The organism is Mucilaginibacter sp. L3T2-6, from assembly GCF_030519355.1.
GTDB lineage: Bacteria > Bacteroidota > Bacteroidia > Sphingobacteriales > Sphingobacteriaceae > Mucilaginibacter.
On record NZ_JAUMKC010000001.1, the window covers coordinates 484,022 to 506,270 of the forward strand.

The 22,249-nt window shown below is 43.9% G+C and carries 22 protein-coding genes and 1 pseudogene; 12 read left to right on the plus strand and 11 right to left on the minus strand.

Features of this window, described 5'->3' with window-relative positions; genetic code table 11:
* Nucleotides 1–15: 15 nt before the first annotated feature.
* The 3 genes from Q3W13_RS02190 to Q3W13_RS02200 form a co-directional block, all read right to left on the minus strand.
* The gene (locus Q3W13_RS02190; protein ID WP_302861000.1) at nucleotides 16–714 is read right to left on the minus strand and encodes a head GIN domain-containing protein; all 699 of its coding nucleotides are present in this window, start codon (nucleotides 712–714) and stop codon (nucleotides 16–18) included.
* A 141-nt stretch (nucleotides 715–855) separates the two neighbouring features.
* Nucleotides 856–2,046: a Gfo/Idh/MocA family protein gene (locus Q3W13_RS02195; RefSeq protein ID WP_302861001.1), complete on the minus strand. Its 1,191-nt coding sequence runs from the start codon at nucleotides 2,044–2,046 to the stop codon at nucleotides 856–858.
* Nucleotides 2,047–2,126: 80 nt separating this feature from the next.
* Entirely contained in the window at nucleotides 2,127–2,969 is an 843-nt protein-coding gene (locus Q3W13_RS02200; protein WP_302861002.1) for a phytanoyl-CoA dioxygenase family protein, read from the minus strand.
* A 237-nt stretch (nucleotides 2,970–3,206) separates the two neighbouring features.
* On the opposite strand from Q3W13_RS02200, the gene Q3W13_RS02205 reads away from it, so the two are divergent.
* From Q3W13_RS02205 to Q3W13_RS02215, 3 genes are read left to right on the plus strand one after another with little or no spacing between them, the layout of a single operon-like run.
* Complete coding sequence (locus Q3W13_RS02205; RefSeq protein ID WP_302861003.1) at nucleotides 3,207–3,842, plus strand: 4'-phosphopantetheinyl transferase superfamily protein; 636 nt, start codon at nucleotides 3,207–3,209, stop codon at nucleotides 3,840–3,842.
* A gap of 1 nt (nucleotide 3,843) precedes the next feature.
* The gene (gene lipB / locus Q3W13_RS02210) at nucleotides 3,844–4,590 is read left to right on the plus strand and encodes a lipoyl(octanoyl) transferase LipB (RefSeq protein ID WP_302861005.1); all 747 of its coding nucleotides are present in this window, start codon (nucleotides 3,844–3,846) and stop codon (nucleotides 4,588–4,590) included.
* Nucleotides 4,587–5,312, plus strand: a complete 726-nt coding sequence (locus Q3W13_RS02215) for an SGNH/GDSL hydrolase family protein (RefSeq protein ID WP_302861006.1) — start codon at nucleotides 4,587–4,589, stop codon at nucleotides 5,310–5,312. Before lipB ends, Q3W13_RS02215 begins: the two co-directional genes overlap by 4 nt.
* 8 nt (nucleotides 5,313–5,320) lie before the next feature.
* On the opposite strand, the gene Q3W13_RS02220 is transcribed toward Q3W13_RS02215, so the two are convergent.
* The 3 genes from Q3W13_RS02220 to Q3W13_RS02230 all read right to left on the minus strand — a co-directional run bounded on the left by Q3W13_RS02220 (nucleotide 5,321) and on the right by Q3W13_RS02230 (nucleotide 8,639).
* Nucleotides 5,321–5,716, minus strand: a complete 396-nt coding sequence (locus Q3W13_RS02220; RefSeq protein WP_302861007.1) for a glyoxalase/bleomycin resistance/extradiol dioxygenase family protein — start codon at nucleotides 5,714–5,716, stop codon at nucleotides 5,321–5,323.
* 43 nt (nucleotides 5,717–5,759) lie between these two features.
* Entirely contained in the window at nucleotides 5,760–7,061 is a 1,302-nt protein-coding gene (locus tag Q3W13_RS02225) for an aminotransferase class V-fold PLP-dependent enzyme (RefSeq protein ID WP_302861008.1), read from the minus strand.
* 150 nt (nucleotides 7,062–7,211) lie between these two features.
* Nucleotides 7,212–8,639, minus strand: coding sequence for an L-serine ammonia-lyase (locus Q3W13_RS02230; RefSeq protein WP_302861009.1), 1,428 nt, complete (start codon nucleotides 8,637–8,639; stop codon nucleotides 7,212–7,214).
* Between the two features lie 118 nt (nucleotides 8,640–8,757).
* On the opposite strand from Q3W13_RS02230, the gene Q3W13_RS02235 reads away from it, so the two are divergent.
* The 3 genes and pseudogenes from Q3W13_RS02235 to Q3W13_RS02245 all read left to right on the plus strand — a co-directional run bounded on the left by Q3W13_RS02235 (nucleotide 8,758) and on the right by Q3W13_RS02245 (nucleotide 9,612).
* Complete coding sequence (locus Q3W13_RS02235; protein ID WP_302861010.1) at nucleotides 8,758–9,246, plus strand: DUF5684 domain-containing protein; 489 nt, start codon at nucleotides 8,758–8,760, stop codon at nucleotides 9,244–9,246.
* A pseudogene (locus Q3W13_RS02240) lies at nucleotides 9,247–9,459 on the plus strand (DUF2752 domain-containing protein); the annotation flags it as partial.
* A gap of 3 nt (nucleotides 9,460–9,462) precedes the next feature.
* Nucleotides 9,463–9,612, plus strand: coding sequence for a hypothetical protein (locus Q3W13_RS02245; protein WP_302861028.1), 150 nt, complete (start codon nucleotides 9,463–9,465; stop codon nucleotides 9,610–9,612).
* On the opposite strand, the gene Q3W13_RS02250 is transcribed toward Q3W13_RS02245, so the two are convergent.
* A complete protein-coding gene (locus tag Q3W13_RS02250) occupies nucleotides 9,594–10,319 on the minus strand; it encodes an RDD family protein (protein ID WP_302861011.1) in 726 nt (241 codons plus the stop codon). The two genes, Q3W13_RS02245 and Q3W13_RS02250, sit on opposite strands and share 19 nt — an antisense overlap.
* Before the next feature lie 80 nt (nucleotides 10,320–10,399).
* Here Q3W13_RS02250 and Q3W13_RS02255 point away from each other — a divergent pair, with 80 nt between their 5' ends.
* The 6 genes from Q3W13_RS02255 to Q3W13_RS02280 all read left to right on the plus strand — a co-directional run bounded on the left by Q3W13_RS02255 (nucleotide 10,400) and on the right by Q3W13_RS02280 (nucleotide 16,569).
* Complete coding sequence (locus Q3W13_RS02255; RefSeq protein WP_302861012.1) at nucleotides 10,400–11,377, plus strand: stage II sporulation protein M; 978 nt, start codon at nucleotides 10,400–10,402, stop codon at nucleotides 11,375–11,377.
* Complete coding sequence (locus Q3W13_RS02260; RefSeq protein ID WP_302861013.1) at nucleotides 11,361–12,233, plus strand: hypothetical protein; 873 nt, start codon at nucleotides 11,361–11,363, stop codon at nucleotides 12,231–12,233. Before Q3W13_RS02255 ends, Q3W13_RS02260 begins: the two co-directional genes overlap by 17 nt.
* Nucleotides 12,234–12,276: 43 nt before the next feature.
* Nucleotides 12,277–12,972 carry a DUF4129 domain-containing protein gene (locus tag Q3W13_RS02265; protein ID WP_302861014.1) on the plus strand — a complete coding sequence of 232 codons (696 nt, stop codon included), beginning with the start codon at nucleotides 12,277–12,279 and terminating at the stop codon, nucleotides 12,970–12,972.
* Entirely contained in the window at nucleotides 12,969–14,147 is a 1,179-nt protein-coding gene (locus tag Q3W13_RS02270; protein WP_302861015.1) for a DUF4350 domain-containing protein, read from the plus strand. Before Q3W13_RS02265 ends, Q3W13_RS02270 begins: the two co-directional genes overlap by 4 nt.
* A gap of 2 nt (nucleotides 14,148–14,149) precedes the next feature.
* Nucleotides 14,150–15,127 (plus strand): MoxR family ATPase, encoded by a 978-nt coding sequence (locus Q3W13_RS02275; RefSeq protein ID WP_302861016.1) that lies wholly within the window; start codon nucleotides 14,150–14,152, stop codon nucleotides 15,125–15,127.
* A 95-nt stretch (nucleotides 15,128–15,222) separates the two neighbouring features.
* Nucleotides 15,223–16,569 (plus strand): DUF58 domain-containing protein, encoded by a 1,347-nt coding sequence (locus Q3W13_RS02280; RefSeq protein ID WP_302861017.1) that lies wholly within the window; start codon nucleotides 15,223–15,225, stop codon nucleotides 16,567–16,569.
* Nucleotides 16,570–16,623: 54 nt separating this feature from the next.
* Here the strand turns inward: Q3W13_RS02280 and Q3W13_RS02285 are convergent, their stop codons facing one another.
* The 4 genes from Q3W13_RS02285 to Q3W13_RS02300 all read right to left on the minus strand — a co-directional run bounded on the left by Q3W13_RS02285 (nucleotide 16,624) and on the right by Q3W13_RS02300 (nucleotide 21,829).
* Nucleotides 16,624–17,430, minus strand: coding sequence for a mechanosensitive ion channel family protein (locus Q3W13_RS02285; protein ID WP_302861018.1), 807 nt, complete (start codon nucleotides 17,428–17,430; stop codon nucleotides 16,624–16,626).
* A gap of 409 nt (nucleotides 17,431–17,839) precedes the next feature.
* Nucleotides 17,840–19,471: a chaperonin GroEL gene (gene groL / locus Q3W13_RS02290; protein WP_302861019.1), complete on the minus strand. Its 1,632-nt coding sequence runs from the start codon at nucleotides 19,469–19,471 to the stop codon at nucleotides 17,840–17,842.
* Nucleotides 19,472–19,574: 103 nt separating this feature from the next.
* Nucleotides 19,575–19,850 carry a co-chaperone GroES gene (gene groES, locus Q3W13_RS02295; protein WP_302861020.1) on the minus strand — a complete coding sequence of 92 codons (276 nt, stop codon included), beginning with the start codon at nucleotides 19,848–19,850 and terminating at the stop codon, nucleotides 19,575–19,577.
* Nucleotides 19,851–20,293: 443 nt separating this feature from the next.
* Nucleotides 20,294–21,829 carry an IS1182 family transposase gene (locus Q3W13_RS02300; protein ID WP_302861021.1) on the minus strand — a complete coding sequence of 512 codons (1,536 nt, stop codon included), beginning with the start codon at nucleotides 21,827–21,829 and terminating at the stop codon, nucleotides 20,294–20,296.
* Nucleotides 21,830–22,249: the final 420 nt, after the last annotated feature.

The following is a 22,249-nucleotide window of genomic DNA, read 5'->3' on the forward strand; positions in this document are numbered from 1 at the left end:
AGGGCTTTTGATTGGTTATTCCCTGGTTACCCGGCCTGAACCAACAGTGCGGGTGTTTTCGACAGTTGCACTGCCTGAATAGTAAACGTTGCCTGAGCCTACGATAGTTGCTGAAACGGTTTTATCTGCACCAAAGTGCGCATTGCCCGAGCCGGCGATAGAAACATTGGCAGTGGCGGTTTTAAACCGTTTACCATTCATATCGCCTGAACCAGCAATCGAAACTTTAGTTTCATTGGCAGTGCCGCTAAGATCAACTGAGCCGGAGCCACTGATGGCTACATGAAACCTACTGGCCTTTACAGAGGTTGATATGTTTCCTGAACCACTTAGCGCCACCGTAGCATCGCCGGTTATTGAACCATCAACTTTAATGGAACCCGAGCCGGCATTGGCTAATGATGATAATGATTTTGCAGTAATGTAAATATCGATACGGCCGAAATCGTGGTCATTCCAACGGTCGTGATGTTTGAATTTTATTTGCAGCTTACCATCTTTTACATACGTGTCAATTTCTTTGATAGCTTCCTGGCTTGCCTTTATTTTAAGGCTTTCAGTACCATCGATCTTTACATGCACGTCAAATGGGCCACCCGAGCCAATGCCATTAAATCCCGAAACAGAGCGTGACTCATCCGATTGCGCAGAGGCTTTAATAGAAGTTGCCGCTACCAACATTGCCGCAACAATTGTATAAACTATTCTTTTCATAATGTACTGGTTAAGTATTCATCAATAAGATGTGTCGCCAGGTGCAAACGTTGCACGACAGCCAATTTTATTTTTGAGAAACTGAAAGAGGCTCCTGCGGTTTCAAAACCTTAAGAGTCTCAAATAGTTAATGCCAACACATTATTCCTTGATATCCCTTACTACCACCTCACCGGTCACTTTATGTTTTAATATCAGTTTATACTCGCCTGAATGCAAAATTTCCTTCTTTATCAGGTAATAAGTATCATCGTATGATGTGGTTGCCGGGCCGCTGTCTGCATCATTGCTGCCGCGCCAGTCATCAATCTGAACAGGCTCCCATTTGCCGCTTTTAGACGATTGATAAGCCGCATCAATAATTGCGTTCACAATGTAGCCGTCATAAAAGGTTTCCATTGGCTCAGATTTATTCTCGATACAGTTGAACATATCGGTAAACATGTTGGTGTAACCCAGCTCATGCACCTCATCGCCGACAGGGAACAACCAGCCACTGCTGCTTTCGGCTTTCTCGGCAATGTAGCCGCCTTTGCCGGTGCTGAACATTTCGAAACCGGTACGTAAAAAGTTATTGAGCCAGATAGTGCCTTCGGTTCCCATCACCTCATCGCGCAAGTCCATGCCACCCCTAAAACACCAGCTAACCTCGAACTGGCCAAGAGCGCCATTAGCGTATTTTACCAAACCGATGGCGTTGTCCTCGGCCTTAATGGGATGCACCTGCGTAGCTGCCCAGCACATTACCTCAACCGGACGGACATCCTTACCGATAAATCCCCTGGCAATCTCGATACAATGGCAGCCTAAATCTACAATGGCGCCGCCGCCGGATTGCTCGTGATCCCAAAACCAGTCGCTATGCGGGCCGGGGTGTGCCTCACGCGATTTAGCCAACAGCACCTTGCCAATGCTGCCATCCTTTACTGATTTAAGAGATTTTAAATATTTTGGCGTATAACATAAGTCTTCCAGGTAACCGCCCATTATGCCTGCGCCCTCAACCAGGTCGAGCATGCGTTTCGCTTCTGCTGCATTGCGACCGAGGGGCTTGGTGCAGAGTACGTGCTTTTTTGCTTTGGCACAAGCGGCAACAGCGGCTTTGTGCAGGTTATTCGGCAGCGAGATGATCACAGCGTCCACATCCTCACGGCTGCAAACTTCCTCCATATTGTCGCTGTAAAACGACAGGTTATAATCATCGGCGAATTTCCTGGCTTTTTCAATATTCCGGGAGTAAACGCTTACGAGGTTATCCTTGGCGCGCTGCGCTTTTAACGAATCCGCGTAAAACCGGGCAATAAATCCCGAACCGAGCATAGCAATATTCATAATAGTTGTATTGGTTTTAGTAGTTGTAAAAGTTGAAGTTGTTTTGGTGGAATAGTGTATTCAAATCAGTCATCCGCTCATTATTTCTCCCATCCCGTATCCTTTAGTGCCGGGTCGTTTTCTTTTTTTAGAAAGTCGGCGTTGGATAAAGAGTCAGCCTGCCAATTCATTATCGCTTCGTCAGGAACCACGTCTACCGGAACTGAGTAAGAGGTAGAAGTTTCGTTATAAGCCGGGTTTGATTGCAGATTATAACAGGAGATGATTGACCAGCGTGGTTTATCAGACAAATTAGCTTCAGAACGGTGCAATAAGTTGCTGTGAAACACTAAAGCATCGCCTGGCTCCAACTCAACGTAAACCAGTTCCATGGTCTTTAGAGCGTTGTTCACCATTACCATATCTGCGCCGACCTGCTCTCCCGCAAAGCCATGGTTTACTCTGCCCAACTTGTGTGAGCCCTTTATTACCTGCAGGCAGCCGTTCCGTTTATTGGCTTGGGTCAGCGCTACCATTACGCTGATCAACTCATCGGGAAACATAAACTGATTTTTGTACCAGTAGCCGTAGTCCTGGTGCCATTCCCAGGCGCCCCCTACTTTCGGCTCTTTTTGCATAAGCTTGGAATGGAAATGACATACCGGCGCCGCATTGCCAAGCAATTGCTGCACAATGCTTATCATCTTTTCGCTACGGGTAAGGTAACCAAAAACATCGTTTCCAGGCGTAAACCATAGCGACAGACGCGTTTTTTTGCCGGTCTGGTCGTTTAGGTCGAGTGCATTTTTATGCATTACATCATCGTCCAATGCGGCTTTATATAACTTTTCTGTCTCTTCGGCAGGACAAAAATTTTTGATGATGATATAACCATCGCGTTTATATTGTTCCACCTGGCCGGGTGTGAGTTTTTCAGTCAGCATGATTTTGTTAAGCAGTAATTTATAATTGGATTGGAACCCAAAGCCTGGAGTCAATAGATAAGATATAAAACCATATAGAATTTGTCAGTGTAATTTTATCACTATCGCAGATTTTAGAGCTTTGTCTTGATTCCTGGTTCCTGGCTCTTGACTCTTATATTGCATAATTACCAAAAGTCAACACAAGTTAACGTAATTTGCTATAAGTTTGTCAGGCTTTTTTGCAATTTTACTATTATGGCTATAGCATACTGTCAACAGGTTGATGATGATACAGAATTTGCAATCTGGAAAATTGAGGAGGAGGCAGATGAACTGTTAAGCCAATTACGCCTGGACGAGCAGGAAAAAGCACATTATGAAAGCCTTAAGGTTGGAAAACGGAACCTGCATTGGCTGGGCACCCGTGTGCTGCTGCGTAAAATGCTGCGGACAGAAGATTATATAGATTGTAAAGTGGATTCGCATGGTAAGCCTTACCTGGTTGACCTTCCTTACCACATTTCCTTAAGCCATTCATTCGATTATGCTGCGGTGATGATTGGCAGGAGGCCGGTTGGTATTGATATAGAACAGGTTAAGCAGAAAGTTGAGCGGATAGCCCATAAATTTATGCGTAATGAGGAACTGGCTTTTATTAACGACAAAGATAAGATCAGGCAGTTATATGTGTGCTGGTGTGCCAAGGAAGCGATTTATAAATGTTATGGACAGAAAGAAGTATCGTTTGCAGATAATATTCTATTGGAGCCATTCCAGTTTGAAGGGCACGGATGGGTTAATGCAAGGTTGTTGAAGGATGATATCGACATAAAATATGAGGCGGGGTATCTTCAGTACGATGGCTATATGATTGGTTACGTGAAAGGCTGATATGATGAAAAATAAACAGGTTTATTTCCAGGATTGGGGTTTGATTGATTACAAAGAAGCTTGGGACAGGCAGGAAGCAATATTTTCGGAAACGGTGAAGCAAAAGATCGAACTCCGTAATATGCAAGTTGAAGCTGCTGCTAACACCGGGCATGCTTATGACAGTTGTGTTTCGATAGAGACGCCGAACTTCCTGGTATTTTGCGAGCACCCACACGTTTATACTCTTGGCAAGAGCGGTAAGCCGGAACATTTGCTTTTGGATGAACAGGGTTTAAAAGATAAACAGGCAGTTTACTATCCCATTAACCGCGGCGGCGATATAACTTATCACGGGCCTGGCCAGATCGTATCATATCCAATTCTTGACCTGGACAATTTTTTCACAGATATCCACCTTTACCTTCGTACACTAGAAGAGGCGGTAATCCTGACACTTGCCGATTACGGGCTTACCGCAGGGCGGTATCCGGGTTATACTGGTGTATGGTTTGATGCGGATAATGAGAGAGCCCGCAAAATTTGTGCACTTGGCGTGCGCTGCAGTCGCTGGGTGACTATGCACGGGCTGGCTTTTAATGTGAACACCAACCTGGATTATTTTAAGAACATCGTACCATGCGGCATAGATGATAAGGATGTTACCAGTATGCAACGCGAACTGGGCCGTGAAGTCGACATAAATGAAGTAAAAAAAATCTTAAAGCGTCATATTTCCGTATTGTTTGATATGGAGATGATCGAATGAAAGCGATACAACTTATACTGATTACATTAACCACTTTATCAGCCTGTACTAAAAAGGATTATTCACCGATTACACCGAAAAGTGCCGATACCATAACCACCACAAAACCCATGACAGATCCTGTTACCTATCTTGCTCTTGGTGATTCATATACTATTGGCGAAAGGGTGCCACAGTCACAATCATTTCCGTACCAGCTTACTACACTATTGAATAGCTTTAAGTTGGACGTAGAAAATCCCGATATTATTGCCGTCACAGGCTGGACTACCGACGATTTGATTAGCGCCATCAGTCGGAGCGATTTTAAAAATAAGAAGTATGATTTTGTAACACTTCTGATTGGTGTTAACGATCAGTATCAGCATCGAAGCAAAGAAAATTACAGGACAAAATTTGCTCAGCTATTACATACAGCTATAGATTTTGCTAAGGGCGATACCAGCAAAGTGTTTGTGTTGTCGATACCAGATTGGGGCGTAACGCCATTTGCAGGTGGAAGGGATAGCGTTATCGGACCGGATATCGACGAATTTAACGCCATTAACAAACAAGAGGCCGCCAAAGCGCATGTGCCAAATTATATTGACATCAACCCTATTTCAAAGAAAGCCGCTACCGACCTGACATTAGTGGCCGATGATGGGCTGCATCCGTCTGGTGCTATGTATAAACTTTGGGTTGATGCGCTGGTACCGGAAGTAAGAAAAAGACTTCAATAAAAGTAGACTTACCGGCTCTTTTGCCAGTCGGAATATTTAGTTTCTTCCGGCACATCGGTTACACTTTCAAAATGCAGCACATAACCATCAGGGGCGTTTACTTTTGTATCCCATAATCCATTACCAACAAAGGGTTCCTCTACATTAACTCCTCTGTCTTTAAACTGGTGGTAAAGTGCGATTGAATCATCACACATAAAACATATGGAGATACCGGCACCCGGTTTATTACCCGAAAGAAAAGTATCGCCTTCACCCAGCCGGGCCTCCTGCAGCATAATCGCAACATCATCGCGCTCCAGCCAGCACCATTCGATTTTACCGCGTGGCGTCCAGGTATTTTTTACTTCAAAACCTAATCCATCTACATAAAAGCTCATCGAGGCTTCCATATCCGACACCATATAAAATGGTACCGCTTGTTTTACATTTGGCGGGGGGGCTTCATTAGGTCTTGCTTTTCGAGGCTATCTCACCAATGGCTTTTACCAGCTTATCCAAATCGTGCAGCGATGTATAAACATGAGGGGTAACACGCACGCAACTGATGTTTTCCCAGTTTATACCAACTGTATGTATTTTGTATTTTTCGAACAACGCGGAATCTAACTGACCTGGCGTCATACCGTCGATACTTACTCCGCAGATAGCGCAGGAATATTTTGGATTTAATGATGTATGCAGTTTTACCTTTGGTATTTGCTGAACTTTTGATGCCCAGTAATTTTTCAGGAACCTGATGCGCTCTTCTTTTCGTTTAGGGCCGATACCTTCGTGAAAATTAATAGCCTCGCCGATACCCTGCTCGATAGGAAAGCTGCGCGTACCCAACTCTTCAAACTTGCGGATATCCTTGCTGTGCGGCTCGCCGCTGCTGGGCAGTGGCCACACTTTTCCTATCTTTTCTTTTTTCATCCACATCATACCGCTGCCAATAGGGGCGGAGAGGAACTTGTGCAGACTGGTACCAAAATAATCGCAGCCTAAATCCGGTATTTTAAAATCCATCAGCCCGAAGGAATGCGCACCATCGCAAATTACCTCGATACCTTTGGCGTGAGCCATGTCGCTTATTTTTTTAACCGGCATTATTTGGCCTACCCAGTTGATCATGTGGGTAACATGCAGCAGCTTGGTCTTTGGGGTGATAGCCTCCTCGTATGCCTTTACAATCTGTGCATCATCCTCAATCGGAAAGTCGAAGCTGATCTGTTTGTATACAATACCTTCGCGCATAGCCCGTTGCTTGTAAGCTTGTATCATGTGCGGATAGTCCTGCTTAGTGCCAACCACCTCATCTCCGGCTTTTAAATCAAGGCCTAATATAATAGTGTTGAGCGCTTCGGTTGCGTTCCTGTTTACGGCGATTTCTTCCGGATCGGCGCCCGCCAGGTTAGCCAGTTTCTCACGCAATGGTTCGCGGCCCTGATCGAGTATGCGCCACATAAAATAGGAAGGGCCTTCATTGGCTAACTGATTAAACCGCTCAACGGCCTGCTGTACCACAATAGGGGCCGGCGAGACACCGCCGTTATTCAGATTAATAATATTGGGGTTCACGGAATATGATCGCTGAATAACACTCCAGTATTCTTCATCCTCCGCAACTTGTGCAGCAGTTAGATGGTCAACATTCTTTGATGCTGCAGCCCAGTCAGCAGCGTGGGCCTGGTTAAAGAGGCTGTTTACAGAAAAAGCGCCGGCAAGGGCGGCTGCCTGTTTAATGAAGGTTCTGCGGTGGTTGGTCATAGTACTAACGAATCTATGATTTTAGAATGGAGAAAGCAAACATTAAGATTGCAGATATTACCCCTTGTAAACAGGTAAGATTTCGCTTTGACTCGCAGGTAGCTAACTTCAAACAGACACGCCGCTTTTAAAAAGACTGCGGGAACACTTTTAGCACTCCGGCAAGCTTATCGGGATATTTATAGCTAACCCGCCGTCTGATGTTTCTTTGTATTTGGAATTCATATCCAGTGCAGTTTGCCACATGGTTTTTACTACAGCATCCAGGCTCACCTTGGCATTGTCGGGGTTGGTTTGCAGGGCCAGCTGCGATGCGGTGATGGCCTTGATAGCGCCCATGGTATTGCGCTCAATGCAGGGTACTTGTACCAGGCCGCCGATTGGGTCGCAGGTGAGACCGAGGTGATGCTCCATAGCAATTTCGGCGGCCATTAGAACCTGGCGTTGTGTTCCGCCCATGCACTCGGTTAGGCCTGCCGCGGCCATGGCCGATGATACACCAATTTCCGCCTGGCAACCGCCCATTGCCGCCGAAAGTGTGGCGCCTTTTTTAAATATGCTGCCAATTTCGGAAGCGGTTAGCAGGAAGCGGATAATACTTTCATTGCGGTAGCCATCGCAGAATACAATATAATACTGCAATACAGCAGGCACTACGCCCGCCGCCCCGTTGGTTGGTGCGGTAACTACGCGACCAAATGAAGCATTTTCCTCGTTCACGGCAAGCGCAAAGCAACTTACCCAGTCCAGGATATTTTGAAAGCTATTACCTGTATTGCGGATGGCAGTGATCCACTCGTCGTAGTTGCTATAAGTATTGCTGCCTATCAGCCGCTTATTCAGTGCGGCGGCCCGGCGGGCAACATTTAATCCACCAGGCAACGTGCCCTGAGTGTGGCAGCCACGGTAGATACATTCCCTGAGCGTTTTGAAAATATTTAACACGCCCGAAATGGTTTCCTGTTCGCTGCGCCAGGCCAATTCGTTTTCCATCACTACCTCGGATATTTTGAGGCCGGTTTTGATGCACCAGTGTAACAGGTTATTCGCTGTATCAATAGGGAAAGGCAGGTCAACTTCGGTTTTTTGCGGACCGTCAGCGCCCTCTTTTACTACAAAGCCGCCGCCGATAGAATAATACGTTTCTGAAACAGCAGTACCAGTGCTTAAAAACGCCTGGAATGTTACAGCATTAGGGTGAAATGGCAAACTTTCATTATATAAAAACAGCAGGTCTTCGTCGAAATAAAAACTGATCTCCTTTTTATTACCAAGATTTAGTTTGTGTGAGGTTCTGATAATGTCCGTTTTAGGATCAACCTGGTCTACTTCAAAAGTTACCGGATCGTCGCCGCTAAGGCCAAGCAATATGGCGATGTCTGTACCGTGGCCGTGGCCGGTTTTGGCCAGGGAGCCGTACAATAAAACCTTTACCTGTTCAGTCTGTTCCAGCGCTTCTTTTTGCCCAAGCGACTGTACAAATTGCTGCGCAGCGCGCCAGGGACCAAGCGTATGCGAACTGGAGGGGCCTATACCTATTTTAAAAATATCAAAAACGGAGATCTGCTCTTTTTGCACGTGTCAAATTTAATACATTAAGCTTGTATAGGCTTCAAATAAAAAAATCAGAAACGGTTATTTTTTATGGTTTTTTTATATTTTGCATAAAAATAACACTCACTTAAAACCTAAAACAATGCAAGATTACAATTCCGATTCGAGTTCGGTCGATTCCTTTGGTGCATTCATGGCTATTATTTTAGCTATGCTTATCCCCATTATTATAGTTAGTGTAATAACTATAATCGGCCAATGGAAAGTTTATTCAAAAGCCGGTAAGCCAGGTTGGGCATGCATAATTCCAATTTACAACATTATTGTCATGCTGGAGATTGTAGGCAAACCGCTTTGGTGGGTAATCTTATTTTTTATACCATGCGTTAACATCATTTTTGTAATCTGGACACTTAACCTGGTAAGCAAAAGTTTTGGGCAGAGCGAAGGCTTTACCATTGGCCTGTTGCTATTAGGCTTTATATTTTGGCCGATATTAGGCTTTGGTAATTATCCCTATCTGGGGCCATCCGCTGCCGAAGCGCGTAACATGAATAACCCGGTTAATCCATTTCCGCCAAGTAACTACCAGGACCCATTCAGCAATAATAACCCTCCGCCGCAGTCTTAAATGTTATTGAGCATAAATGCTACCCTACTTTTTTGCAGCCGGCTTACTCTTATTAGCTGGCTGCAAAACCATTTAATACCCTGCCCGTTTAAATATCTAACAGGGATTGATTGCCCCGGCTGCGGCTTTCAGCGGTCGGTTATTGCGCTTATCCAAGGCGATTTTTATAAAAGTCTAACTTTATATCCGGCCGCCATCCCACTAATCCTGCTCGCGATGTACATTGCTGCTGACGGCTATTTCAAACTGGACAATTCAGGAAATATCCTTAAGAAAACATTGTTTATGGTAGTCGGCCTGCTGATAATCGGCAGCTACTGTTATAAAATGCGGCTGTTTTACACCCATTACAGGCTATCGGCCTGAGCTGCATAGTAGCTGTAATCCTTTATCAGCGTCTGCAAAAAAACAAGGCTGTTCATTTGCGGGGGAGGGGCAATGCCTAAAACTGTTTTTACCTTTTCGGCAAGCGTATATACGATGGCACTGTTCCCCGCTTTGTAGTAAGTGGTAATAACCTCGTGCACCAGGGCAATATCTTTATCACTCAACTGGCTTACCTGGTTAAAAACAGGCACGTAGCCATCATCTACCTTAACATAAACCATATCTTTATTCTGCGTGCGGGGAACAGACCGGATAAGCGCCGTGCCGGCAACCAGGTCACCGATGCGTTGGCCGTTTTCGGTAATGGCTGCGCTGACGAGCGCTCCAAGTCCGCCAGTAGCAGCAAAATCAATTAGCCTGAACAACCAGCGAAGCAGATATTGACCGAAGCTTGGCCGGGCGCCGTCGAGACTGATAACACGAATCTTCATAATGCGCTTCCCCAGGCTTTGACCGTTGAAAAAAACTTCGCATATCAGATCGTAAAATACAAAAAGAGTGTATACCGCGATACCGTAAATGCCCAAAGCTTCACTTGACAGCACGGGAGCTAAAAATATGGTTATAAACAAAAAGGGAAGGAATATGGCATAATCGATCAATTTAGCCAGTATGCGCTCCCCAAGGCCGCCGATCTCATAATCGATGTCGATATTCTGGGCGGTATGTACGGTAATTATTTCCATCTGCTAACAAATATAAATTTGTTATGGATAAATTAATGCAGTTTAAAAATTTGTATTTACATTAAACAAAAATTTAGTTGATGCGAGAAGCCCTGTTTATAAAACAAAATACGCAACGGTGGAAAGACTATGAGGATTCAAAGTCGAAAACCCCGGATGAGCTTGCCGAATCATTTATAACCATTACCGACGACCTGGCCTACGCTAAAACATTTTATCCTCAATCAAACACCACAAAATATCTGAATGGACTTGCTGCAACTTTTCACCAGTCAATCTATAAAAACAAAAAGGAAAAATCTAACCGGTTTATCCACTTCTGGCGATACGAGCTGCCCTTGATATTTTATAAACATCGAAGACCGCTGCTTTATTCATTCCTTTTCTTTATTGTATTTAGTTTAATGGGCGCTTTATCCGCTAAATATGATAACACTTTTGTGCGGCTGATAATGGGAGACGGGTATGTGAACATGACCAACGAAAATATAGCTAAAGGCGATCCTTTTGGCGTTTATAAGCAGGAGGGCCCTTTTTTAATGTTTGTTATGATCGCGCTAAACAATATTAAAGTTGAGCTGATAATATTTGTTATGGGAATTTTCCTTTCAGTAGGAAGCATCTACCAGTTGATGGCTAATGGCGTAATGATGGGCTCATTCCAATATTATTTTTTCAGTAAAGGGCTTGGCTTTAAATCTATAATGGTAATCTGGCTGCACGGCACGCTGGAGATTTCGGCGATAATTATAGCGGGCGGGGCAGGCCTGATACTGGGTAACAGTATTCTCTTTCCGAAAACACATACCCGGATGGTGTCGCTAAGAAACGGGGCCAAAGACGGACTGAAAATTGCCATTGGCATTATACCAATATTTTTAACCGCTGCTTTTTTTGAAGGTTTTGTTACCCGGCATACTGAAATGGCCGTTTGGCAAAGCCTGGCGATATTAATATCGTCGCTCGTATTTATTATATGGTACGTTATATTGTACCCTGCCAACCTCAACCGAAAATTAAATCGCAATAACCCAATTATTAATGAGACAGCCTATTGAACTAAGACGTGTAAGAGATTTTGGCCAGGTAATAAACGATAGCTTTGTATTTTTAAGAGAGAATCTAAAGCCGCTTTTCGCATCGCTGCTTATTATTTGCGGTTTTTTTATTGTACTGAGCTGCGTAACAACTATGTCCACCTACCTTAAAATGTCGGATATTTATAGCGGGCGCTACGAAAATTTACAGGGAGGCCGCTTTAACTATCTTTTTAGCGTTATGATCAGCGCATTAGTAGCTATTTTAGAGCAGAGCTGTATTTACCTGGTTACCTTGTGCTATATCTCGGTTTACCTGCAAAAAAATAATGTAAAGCCGACTTTTGCCGAGGTGTGGGGTTACTTTAAATATTACTTTTTCAGAGCCTTTGGGAGCAGTGTAATGGTTTTTATCATGATTGTTGTTGGCCTGGTGCTTTGCCTCATACCCGGTATCTACCTGTCTCCAATATTGGTACTTATTGTTCCCATCATAGTTATCGAAAATGCATCATTTGGTTACGCTTTTAATAAAAGCTTTAGGTTAATAAAGGAAAATTGGTGGCAGGTTTTCGGCGTCCTGTTTATTATGTGGATAATAGTATATGTTGCTAATTTAATGGCTGGCTACCCAATTAGCGTGATTGCAATGGGCACACGTTTTTTATCACTTAAAAGCATCCAAATACCGCTTATCGTTTTTTTCAGTATCATGCGCAGCATATTGATGTTGATTTATGTATTACCTGGTATAGCGATCACTGTTTGCTACCTTAACCTTGAAGAGCAAAAAGAAGGTACTGGCCTGCTAAGCCGCATAGAGAAGTTCGGGATGAACATAGATGAAGTATCTGATCTGCCAACCGAAGAATATTGATTTTATGCATCGGCCAACAGCATTTTTTTGTACGTTGATAATAATGCTGCTTTTTATAAGCAACGTATTTGCCGTGCCGCAGAAAACGAAGGTCTCTTTGAAAACGACTGCCGACAGCTCAAAAATAGTTATAAAACACTTTGATCAAAAGGCAATAAATAAATATAGCACAGACGAAGATTTCAATTATAATGGCCCCGGCACCGGCAAGCCGACCCTCTGGAAGATTTTTTGGGACTGGGTATGGGACCATATAACAAGATTATTTAGGGGTATACCGTATGGAGGAAAGATTTTAGAGTATTTGCTGATTGGCGGGTCGGTTGCGTTCCTGGCTTATGTAATATTTAAATCGCTCGGGCTTGACCCGATACGGCTATGGCGCGGCGAGGCAGCCAAAGTTGCCGTTCCATACAGCGAGTCGCTGGAGGATATTCATGGAATTGATTTTGATGCCGAAGTTGAAAAAGCGTTGACTCACCATAACTACCGGCTGGCTGTAAGGCTATTGTACCTGAAGTGCCTAAAACAGTTAAGCGACAAAAAACTGATACAATGGGAAATAGATAAAACTAACACTGCATATTTATACGAGCTAAAAAATGGCGAACAGCGACGTGCCTTCAGCTTGCTTACCAACAGATTTGAATATGTGTGGTACGGAAATTTTCCGATAAATCAACAGGCTTTTGCAGATATCGACCTGCTTTTTCAAAACTTCAAAAAGCAATTGTCATGAAAAGCCTGAAAACATATTTAATAGCCGGAGGTGTAATTTTGATCATTTACATTGTGGCGCAATTTAACCGCCCAAAAGCGGTGGACTGGGCAGAAACCTTAAGCAGCAAAGATAAGATACCGTTTGGTACTTATATTTTGAATGACCGGCTGAAAGATATTTTCCCGGGTGCTGCTATCACCCGGTACCGGCGGCCTATCTATAACGTAGTCGTTGATGACTCCCTCGCAAACTCTGCTTATCTGATCATCTGCCGTGATATTGAACCATCAAAAACCGAGTATAGTCATCTGATCGATTATGTAAAAAAAGGTAACGACGTGTTCATAGCGGCGGCAGACTTTGGTAATGTATTTCAGAAAAAACTCTCCGTTACAACGGAACCCCATACCAGTATGTTCAGCACATTTACCGGCGTCGATTTTTGCAGCCCTGCCCTTAACCCTAAAAAGCCTATAAGCATCGATAAAAATATAGCAGACACCTATTTTTCGAAATTCGACACAACCCACGCTGTTGTGATAAGTCAGAACCAGGAAAAAAAGGCGAATTTTATAAAGTATACTTACGGCAGCGGGAACCTGTACCTGTGTGCTAACCCGAGGTTTTTCAGCAATTACAGCTTGCTCACTGCCAGCGGCCGTACATATGTGGAAACGGCCTTATCATTTCTGAAGAATCCCGAAAAACTCGCGGTTGACGAATATTACACCCAGGGCGATGTGGGGGAAGATTCGCCTATGCGGGTGTTCCTGTCAAACCCCGTATTGCAATGGGCATATTATATTACTTTGTTCAGCTTGCTGCTATTTGTACTTTACGAGATCAAACGCCGCCAGCGCATTATCCCGGTGATAGAGCCGCTAAAAAACTCCTCACTCGAGTTTGTGAACGTAGTAGGAGGACTGTATTATGAAAAACGTAACAGTGCCAATATTGCCCAAAAGAAAATACTATACTTTTTAACGTGGCTGCGCGACGAACACCAGGTAAAAACCAACAAGCTTGATAATGACTTTACCGAAAAAATCATTAACAAGTTTAACCTCGAACCCTCATTTGCAAGAGATTTTGTGCGATTTATAAACTACCTGAACGTGCAGTACCGCGCGAGCGACCAGGAACTAATAGAATTAAACAAACAGATAGAACAATTTTATAATCAAGCCAGGTAATTATGGAAGATGAAATATTTGAACAAAGAACTGACCTTAGCAGGCTAACCGCCGCGGTTGAGCAGATAAAGGCAACACTTTTCACTATTATTGTTGGCCAGCAGGAAAGTATTGATTTATTGATAGCGGGGATTCTTGCAGAAGGCCATATATTGATTGAAGGAGTACCGGGTGTGGCTAAGACCCTTACAGCAAAGCTCATAGCCAGGTCAATTGACGCTAAATACTCCAGGATACAATTTACCCCCGATTTGATGCCGTCTGATATATTGGGGACCTCAGTTTTTAATCCAAAAACCACCGAGTTTGAGTTTAAGGCTGGTCCGGTTTTCGGTAATATTATCTTAATCGATGAGATCAACCGGGCTCCGGCGAAAACGCAGTCGGCTTTGTTCGAGGTAATGGAGGAACGGCAACTGACCATGGATGGCCAGGTTTATAAAATGGACGAGCCGTTTATTGTACTGGCCACGCAAAATCCGGTTGAACACGAAGGAACATATCGTTTGCCAGAAGCACAACTCGACAGATTTTTATTTAAGATAGAGGTTAAATATCCAACGCTTGATGAGGAAATTGCAATACTTAACCAGCAGCATCAGCAGAAAACAACCGATCAATTGAGCCGTATTAAGCCGGTATTATCTGCAAGTGACATTGTTTTATTACGGTCGGTTGTGCGGGGCTTACACGTTGAAGAAAAACTGATGGTTTACGCTGCGCAAATAATACACGAAAGCCGGAATAATAAATCGTTGTACCTGGGCGGCTCGCCCCGGGCGTCGCTGGCGATTATCAATGCGGCTAAGGCAGTCGCCGCAATTAAGGGACGTGATTTTGTAACGCCTGACGATATTAATTACGTAGTAGCCCCGGTATTACGGCACCGGATTATGCTTACACCCGACAAAGAAATGGAGGGCGTTTCGCCGGATGATGTAATTGGCCAGATCATTAAAAAGGTTGAGGTGCCGAGGTAGTGGTCATTGGGTAGGAGAGAGGGGAGAGCAAACCGGGGACGACGGTTTTAACCACTTGCATTTCTCCGCTCTCTGTCCGCTTTAAATAATAACAAGTGAAAAAAGTATTCCGGTTATTTTACAGCGATTTATTTTTAACCAGCCGCCTTTTTGCCGGGTTGGGTTGCTGTGTCGTACTGTTTTTGCTGGCATTCTTTTTTCCGTGGTTGCAAATTGTGCCCGAACTGACGTTTGCGACACTGAGCCTGCTTTTTTTTGCTGATTTAATTATGCTTTACCGGACGCAGAAGGGGGTATTTGCCAAGCGGCACGCCCCCGAGCGATTGAGTAACAGCGACGAAAATGAATTGGGAATTTATGCCGAGAACTGGTATCCATTTTCTATCAATATCGGCATTATAGACGAAATACCGGTTCAGTTCCAAAAAAGAGATATCTGGTTTACGACGTCTCTAAAGCCACAGCAGCGGAAACTGATCAGCTATAGTTTACGGCCTACGCGTCGCGGCGAGTATGAATTTGGCTACATACGCGTATTTGTGTCCACTTCACTAGGGTTGATCAGGCGGCGATATAATTTCAGCCAGGGAGAAGTGCTTCCGGTGTATCCGTCATTTCTTCAGATGCGCAAATATGAGTTGATGGCTATATCAAATAACCTGAGCGAGCTCGGTATAAAAAAAATACGGCGGCTCGGCCACAGTCTTGAGTTTGAACAGGTGAAAAACTATGTGCAGGGCGACGACTACCGCACTATTAACTGGAAAGCTACGGCCCGTCGCGGGGCGTTGATGACCAATGCTTACGTAGACGAAAAATCGCAGCAGGTTTACTGTGTAATAGATAAGTCGCGGGCGATGAAAATGCCTTTTGAGGGTTTAAGTTTACTGGATTATGCCATCAATGCCAGCCTGGTATTATCAAACGTAGCCTTATTGAAAGAAGACAAAGCAGGCTTGATTACGGTTGCCGAAAAAATTGGCGCAGTGGTTCCTGCTGATAAGCGCCCAACTCAAATCAACAAGATACTTGAAGTATTGTATAAGGAAAAAACGCGGTACCTGGAAACGAATATGGAGTTATTGTATGCCACCATCCGCAATGTTATTAAGCAACGCAGCCTGGTAGTATTCTTTACCAACTTCGAGAGTATGTATGCGTTAGAACGGCAACTTCCATATTTAAAGCGCATCGCCAGGTTTCATTTACTGCTGGTTGTATTTTTCGAAAACACCGAACTGAAAAGACTAACCGAGGAGCCGGCTTCTGATGTGGAAGGCATCTATATTAAAACTATCGCAGAAAAGTTGGTTTATGATAAAAAACTTATTGTAAAGGAACTGGCAAAATATAATATACAGTCTATCCTGACAACTCCGCAGAACTTAACTGTAAATACGGTTAACCGATACCTGGAGCTAAAGGCAAGGCAGAAAATTTAATTTGCGGATGACGGTTCACTGTTTTTTAATCGTACGTCGATCGTAATTTGTAAATTACGCTCTATCCCATCCTGGTTTCGGAAAGCTTATTCCTGCTGCGCCTAACTGCTTTATAATATTTTCCATCAGATCAATTTTAGTTGACAAATAGTCATCAGGTTTTACCCACACATTCACGGTGAAGCGGATATTGTCAACATCAAGGCTTACTATGCCAATTCTTACAGGAAAATCGACCAGGATTGTTTTAGTGTTTGCAACGATATTGCTTACAATTGTTTTAGCTTTTTCAATATCGGCACTATAACCCAGTCTGAATTCAAAATCAAGGCGGCGGCGGTTTTCCCGGCTTACGTTAACAATAACTTCGTTGAATAATTTGCCGTTGGGGATAATGATGGTCCGGTTGTCGATAGTAAGTAAAACGGTATAAAATATCTGGATAGACGTTACTTTGCCTTCCTGGCCTTGTGCTACAATACTGTCATTAAGTTCAAATGGCTTGAGTAATAAGATCAGGACGCCGCCTGCAAAGTTTTGAAACGTTCCTGACAAGGCCAGGCCCAGTGCAACACCAAAACCACCAATGATGGTAGTAAATGTGGCCAACGGGATGCCTACAATAGTGGTTATGGTAATAACCAGCAATATATAAAGCGAGGTTATAGAGAGGCTTAAAAAAAATGGCTGAAGGGCAGAGTGCACCTGGCGCCTGTCCATTCGCGCCCGTAGCCGCAATCGTATGAATTTGATGGTTTTAAGACCGATTATCAGGACGATAAATCCGCCGATGAGCCTGGTTCCGTTTATCAGGAGCCAATCGTAAACCAGGTTGTAATAGTTTTGTAGCCTCGCATGCATAGCGAGTGCGAAAATAATGAATTATTATTTACCGTAAATGGTAATAAAAAGTTCGGGGCCTTTAAACAACACCCAGTCAATTATCTGGCTTTGTATGTGTTTTGCTGTTTCTGTAATATTTTTCATGGTACTCATTTCTATTCAAAAGCTGTGCCTAAGCGGCTTTTTTTGATCAGGCATACAAAAATACAGGTTTCTGTGACGCTGATATCGATTAATCAATCATTTGATTAATACATGACAGTCCGTTTACGTTGTGATGACGGTAGTAGTTATGTACACAAAAGAAAACCCTGTCTGTTATTTCAGACAGGGTTTTCTTTTAATAAGTCTTGAGTCTAAAGTCCTTAGTCTTGAGCCAAAAACTCCTGATTTAAGACTATTGACTCACGACTTTAGACTAATGGGCTTACATCATGCCGCCCATGCCGCCGCCGCCCATCGGAGGGCCTGCAGGTGCTTCTTCAGGATCATCAGCCAATACGCACTCGGTAGTCAATAACATCGAAGCGATTGAAGCTGCATTTTCCAATGCAACGCGGCCTACCTTGGTTGGGTCGATGACACCGGCGCCAATCAGGTTTTCGTATTTATCAGAACGGGCATTGTAACCGTAGTCAGCAGTACCTTCTTTAACTTTCTGAACTACAATTGAACCTTCGATACCAGCGTTTTCGCAGATCTGGCGAAGTGGTTCTTCAATAGCACGGCGGATAATCTGTATACCGGTATTTTCGTCCTCGTTTGCACCTTTAACATTTGCAAGAGCTTCAACAGCGCGGATGAAAGCAACTCCACCACCTGCAACTATGCCTTCTTCAACAGCGGCACGGGTTGCGTGTAAAGCGTCGTCAACACGGTCTTTCTTTTCTTTCATTTCAACTTCGGTAGCAGCGCCTACGTAAAGCACAGCAACACCGCCTGATAATTTGGCTAAACGCTCCTGTAGTTTTTCTTTATCGTAGTCGGAAGTTGTGGTTTCAATCTGGGCTTTTATTTGGTTTACGCGGCCTTTAATTTCTTCTGCATTGCCGCTGCCGTTAATGATGGTAGTATTATCTTTATCAACGATAACTTTCTCTGCTGTACCCAAATAGCTAAGATCAGCATTTTCCAATTTAAAGCCTCTTTCTTCAGAGATTACTGTACCGCCGGTAAGAATAGCGATATCCTCCAGCATAGCTTTACGACGGTCGCCGAAGCCAGGCGCCTTAACCGCAGCTACGCGCAGCGAACCGCGAATTTTGTTAACTACCAAAGTTGAAAGCGCTTCGCCGTCAAGATCTTCAGCAATAATTAACAATGGCTTACCGGTTTGTACCTGTTTTTCAAGGATAGGAAGCAATTCCTTCATCGAGGAGATCTTTTTGTCGTAGATCAGGATATAAGGATTTTCGATTTCAGCTTCCATCTTATCAGTGTTAGTAACAAAGTAAGCCGAAAGATAACCACGGTCAAACTGCATACCTTCTACAGTTTTAACTTCGGTTTCAGTACCTTTTGCCTCTTCAACGGTTATAACACCGTCTTTACCAACTTTACCCATAGCTTCAGCAATCAACGCACCGATAACTTCGTCGTTGTTGGCAGATATAGAAGCAACTTGTTGAATTTTGTTGTTATCGTCACCTACGGCCTGAGATTGTTTTTTCAAATCCTCAACAACAACTGCAACAGCTTTGTCGATACCGCGCTTCAAATCCATTGGATTTGCACCGGCGGCAACGTTTTTAATACCAGCAGTTACAATGGCCTGGGCCAGTACGGTAGCAGTAGTGGTACCGTCACCTGCAATGTCAGCAGTTTTTGATGCTACTTCTTTAACCATTTGTGCGCCCATGTTTTCAAGAGCGTCCTTCAGTTCAATTTCTTTAGCAACTGTAACACCGTCTTTAGTGATGGCCGGCGAACCGAATTTCTTGTCGATAATTACGTTACGGCCTTTAGGACCCAATGTTACCTTAACAGCATTAGCTAATACGTCAACGCCTCTTTTCAGGGCATCGCGTGCTTCTACATTATATTTTACTTGTTTTGACATTGTTTTTTTGTTTGAATGTTTGAGTGTTGTAAAGTTTTAATGTTCGGATATTCAATGTCGAAAGGCAACTTTACAACCTTTCTACATTGCAACTTTATAACAATTACAGTACCGCGTAAATATCGCTTTCGCGCATAATTAAATATTCCTTGCCTTCGTAAGTAATTTCGGTACCGGCGTATTTTCCGTATAAAACCTGGTCACCAACTTTTACAGTCAAAGGCTCGTCTGTTTTACCCGCACCAACAGCTACAACAGTTCCGCGCTGTGGTTTTTCTTTTGCAGTATCCGGGATTATGATTCCCGAAGCAGTTTTTTCTTCGGCGGCAGCGGCTTCTACTACCACCCTGTCTCCGATAGGTTTAATGTTTAATGACATAGTTATACTTTATTAAATTATAATTTAAGTTTTCGCTCTTGAGCATCATCAATTGTGCCAAGCAGGCGAAAAGTTAAAAATTGACAGCATAACTGTTCAATTGTCACTTAATATCACCGTAGTGTTTTTATTATTAACAATGACATAATATCGTTGTGTCATGATGTCAGTGCTTCAATAGTTTCAATAGAAATGTCTCACCTCGTCGCGGCATCATGAACCTCCTCCATTGAGCTGGCAGGATGAGGCGCGAATGCAGGATGTGCGAACAACGATATTAACTCAATCTGTTGCAAAAAAAACGAGGCCGTATCACAAATAAAGTGATGCGGTCTTTTTCATTTTAGGGATATTTTCTTGTTTGGGCGAGTTATCGTTTTAGGAGCTCTGTTTTCAGACTGGATTTACCCGAAGGGTCGGGGTTAAAGGGGGTAAAAAGGCTTTCAGGCAGCCTTTTTTCTCAGATTTTGAGCAATCGCGATCAAACCCCATTCAATTTCAACTTTTTCTTTGCCACGCAGAAGGAACCTTTTAAAGCCATGATTATGTTTGATATTGCCGAAAGTGGGTTCCACGTCAAAGCAGCGCTTCTTTCGCCTTTCAATGCCTTCCTCGCTGTTTAACAAGCTGTGCGCTTTTAGTTTAAGGCGGTTCAGGTTTTCGTTGACCTCTATGATCCGGTTGCCCTTAGACTTATGACATACACCATTAAGCGGGCAGCCCTCACAATTCCGCGCCTGATAACGGCGGCTGACTTGCACGAATCCGGTAGTGGTTTTCCTTTTGCCATTACCGATATAATACATCTGCTGTCCCATCGGGCAGATGTAACAGTCTTGTTCGCGGTTATAGAAAAGCTTATCTGCGGAAAAGGGGTGCTTGCGGTTGTGATTTTCATTCTGCTCTTTATCGAACATTCCGTATTTGACAAAGGCGGTGACGCCTTTTTGTTCAAGCAGGGTATAGTTCTCTTCTGAGCCGTATCCGGCATCTGCGGTAAGTGCCTGTGGTGCTTTGCCAAAGCTGGCTTCATGTTGCGCTAAATGAGCTCCTAATGTATTGGTGTCGGTAGTGTTGGAATGAATAGTGTAATTGACGATAAACTGGTTGGAGGTAGATATCTGAACATTATACCCCGGTTTAAGTTGCCCGTTACGCATATGGTCTTCCTTCATGCGCATAAAAGTGGCATCCGTATCAGTCTTGGAATAGCTGTTACGTTCACCGAGCAGGGCTTCCTGCTGCTCATAGCGGGCAATGGCCTGTGGGTAATGCTTGCTGATATACCGCAGTTTGCTTTTGACCTGCCTGGAAACATCCTCACGGGAGGAAAGCTTCTCATTGAGTTTATCTACTGTGGCATTGACCTTTTCGCTGTCAATGAGGGTAAAGTCAGGCGGATCAGGCAGCCTGTCCTCTTCCTTTGCTACGCTTTGGGCATAGTCCCATATCTCAGAAAGCTGCTTTTTCATCTTTTCCTTGTTGGTCTGAATAGCTTTCTTCCAGACAAAGGTATACCGGTTGGCATTCGCCTCTATCTTTGTTCCGTCCGTGTTCACTTCTTCAATACTGATCAGGCCTTCTTCTGCCAGCAGTTTTACAACATCTTCGAACACATCGCGCAGCGCATGTTTCAAACGCACGCCCCGGAAACGGTTGATCGTGTTGTGATCAGGATAGCTCATCGAACTCAGCCACATCAAGTAAACGCTTTCCCGGCAGGCTGCGGCCAGCTTTCGGCTGGAGTAAGTGTTGGTCACATAGCCATATACCAGTACCTTTAACAGCATCTGAGGGTGATAGCTCGAACTGCCGCGGATATGATAGGCTTTTAACAATGGCTCCAGGTCGAGCCTGTCGATCACATCGTTCACTACCCGCGCCGGGTGTGCTGCCGGGACTAATTCATCAAGCGTTGGCGGAATGGCCAGCAACTGGCGTTGCTGATAGGGCTTAAAAACAGGTCTTTTAGAACGCATACTGCTTTGTTTTGATATATAAATATATGAAAATCAAATCATTATATCAACAGGACAGCCTTTTTATTCCAATAAATTATTCAATCGAGTAGAGGGCGAAACTTTTATTCGTTTCACCGCTCTCTCACACCACCGTACGTACGGTTCCGTATACGGCGGTTCCAATAGTTACTGATTTCTTGTAATCTAAGTACCTGTCAAGCAGACTAACAAGTTCCAGTTTCTGTAAGTAGCGCTTTGAAATGGCTTGATTCATATGACTGGCTCCCGAGTTCCACCATGGCCCACGGTCATTAAAGGCAGATTCAACTGCTCGTTGCTCGCTTAAACCAGCAGCGATTAGCTTATTTCGCCTCGTCCATCTGCGTTTCCATTGTCTCCACAGAATAAGCCTAAGCCGTCTGCGTATCCATTCGTCCA

Excerpts from the sequence above, each read along its gene's own strand:
- Q3W13_RS02215 (WP_302861006.1), top strand. The coding sequence starts at position 4,587 with ATGAAAGCGATACAACTTATACTGATTACATTAACCACTTTATCAGCC.
- Q3W13_RS02245 (WP_302861028.1), top strand. The coding sequence starts at position 9,463 with ATGTACATTGCTGCTGACGGCTATTTCAAACTGGACAATTCAGGAAAT.
- Q3W13_RS02250 (WP_302861011.1), bottom strand. The coding sequence starts at position 10,319 with ATGGAAATAATTACCGTACATACCGCCCAGAATATCGACATCGATTAT.
- Q3W13_RS02270 (WP_302861015.1), top strand. The coding sequence starts at position 12,969 with ATGAAAAGCCTGAAAACATATTTAATAGCCGGAGGTGTAATTTTGATC.
- Q3W13_RS02300 (WP_302861021.1), bottom strand. The coding sequence starts at position 21,829 with ATGCGTTCTAAAAGACCTGTTTTTAAGCCCTATCAGCAACGCCAGTTG.
- groL (WP_302861019.1), bottom strand. The coding sequence starts at position 19,471 with ATGTCAAAACAAGTAAAATATAATGTAGAAGCACGCGATGCCCTGAAA.
- Q3W13_RS02190 (WP_302861000.1), bottom strand. The coding sequence starts at position 714 with ATGAAAAGAATAGTTTATACAATTGTTGCGGCAATGTTGGTAGCGGCA.
- Q3W13_RS02255 (WP_302861012.1), top strand. The coding sequence starts at position 10,400 with ATGCGAGAAGCCCTGTTTATAAAACAAAATACGCAACGGTGGAAAGAC.
- Q3W13_RS02195 (WP_302861001.1), bottom strand. The coding sequence starts at position 2,046 with ATGAATATTGCTATGCTCGGTTCGGGATTTATTGCCCGGTTTTACGCG.
- Q3W13_RS02205 (WP_302861003.1), top strand. The coding sequence starts at position 3,207 with ATGGCTATAGCATACTGTCAACAGGTTGATGATGATACAGAATTTGCA.
- lipB (WP_302861005.1), top strand. The coding sequence starts at position 3,844 with ATGATGAAAAATAAACAGGTTTATTTCCAGGATTGGGGTTTGATTGAT.
- groES (WP_302861020.1), bottom strand. The coding sequence starts at position 19,850 with ATGTCATTAAACATTAAACCTATCGGAGACAGGGTGGTAGTAGAAGCC.
- Q3W13_RS02265 (WP_302861014.1), top strand. The coding sequence starts at position 12,277 with ATGCTGCTTTTTATAAGCAACGTATTTGCCGTGCCGCAGAAAACGAAG.
- Q3W13_RS02235 (WP_302861010.1), top strand. The coding sequence starts at position 8,758 with ATGCAAGATTACAATTCCGATTCGAGTTCGGTCGATTCCTTTGGTGCA.
- Q3W13_RS02220 (WP_302861007.1), bottom strand. The coding sequence starts at position 5,716 with ATGGTGTCGGATATGGAAGCCTCGATGAGCTTTTATGTAGATGGATTA.
- Q3W13_RS02225 (WP_302861008.1), bottom strand. The coding sequence starts at position 7,061 with ATGACCAACCACCGCAGAACCTTCATTAAACAGGCAGCCGCCCTTGCC.
- Q3W13_RS02285 (WP_302861018.1), bottom strand. The coding sequence starts at position 17,430 with ATGCATGCGAGGCTACAAAACTATTACAACCTGGTTTACGATTGGCTC.
- Q3W13_RS02260 (WP_302861013.1), top strand. The coding sequence starts at position 11,361 with ATGAGACAGCCTATTGAACTAAGACGTGTAAGAGATTTTGGCCAGGTA.
- Q3W13_RS02275 (WP_302861016.1), top strand. The coding sequence starts at position 14,150 with ATGGAAGATGAAATATTTGAACAAAGAACTGACCTTAGCAGGCTAACC.
- Q3W13_RS02200 (WP_302861002.1), bottom strand. The coding sequence starts at position 2,969 with ATGCTGACTGAAAAACTCACACCCGGCCAGGTGGAACAATATAAACGC.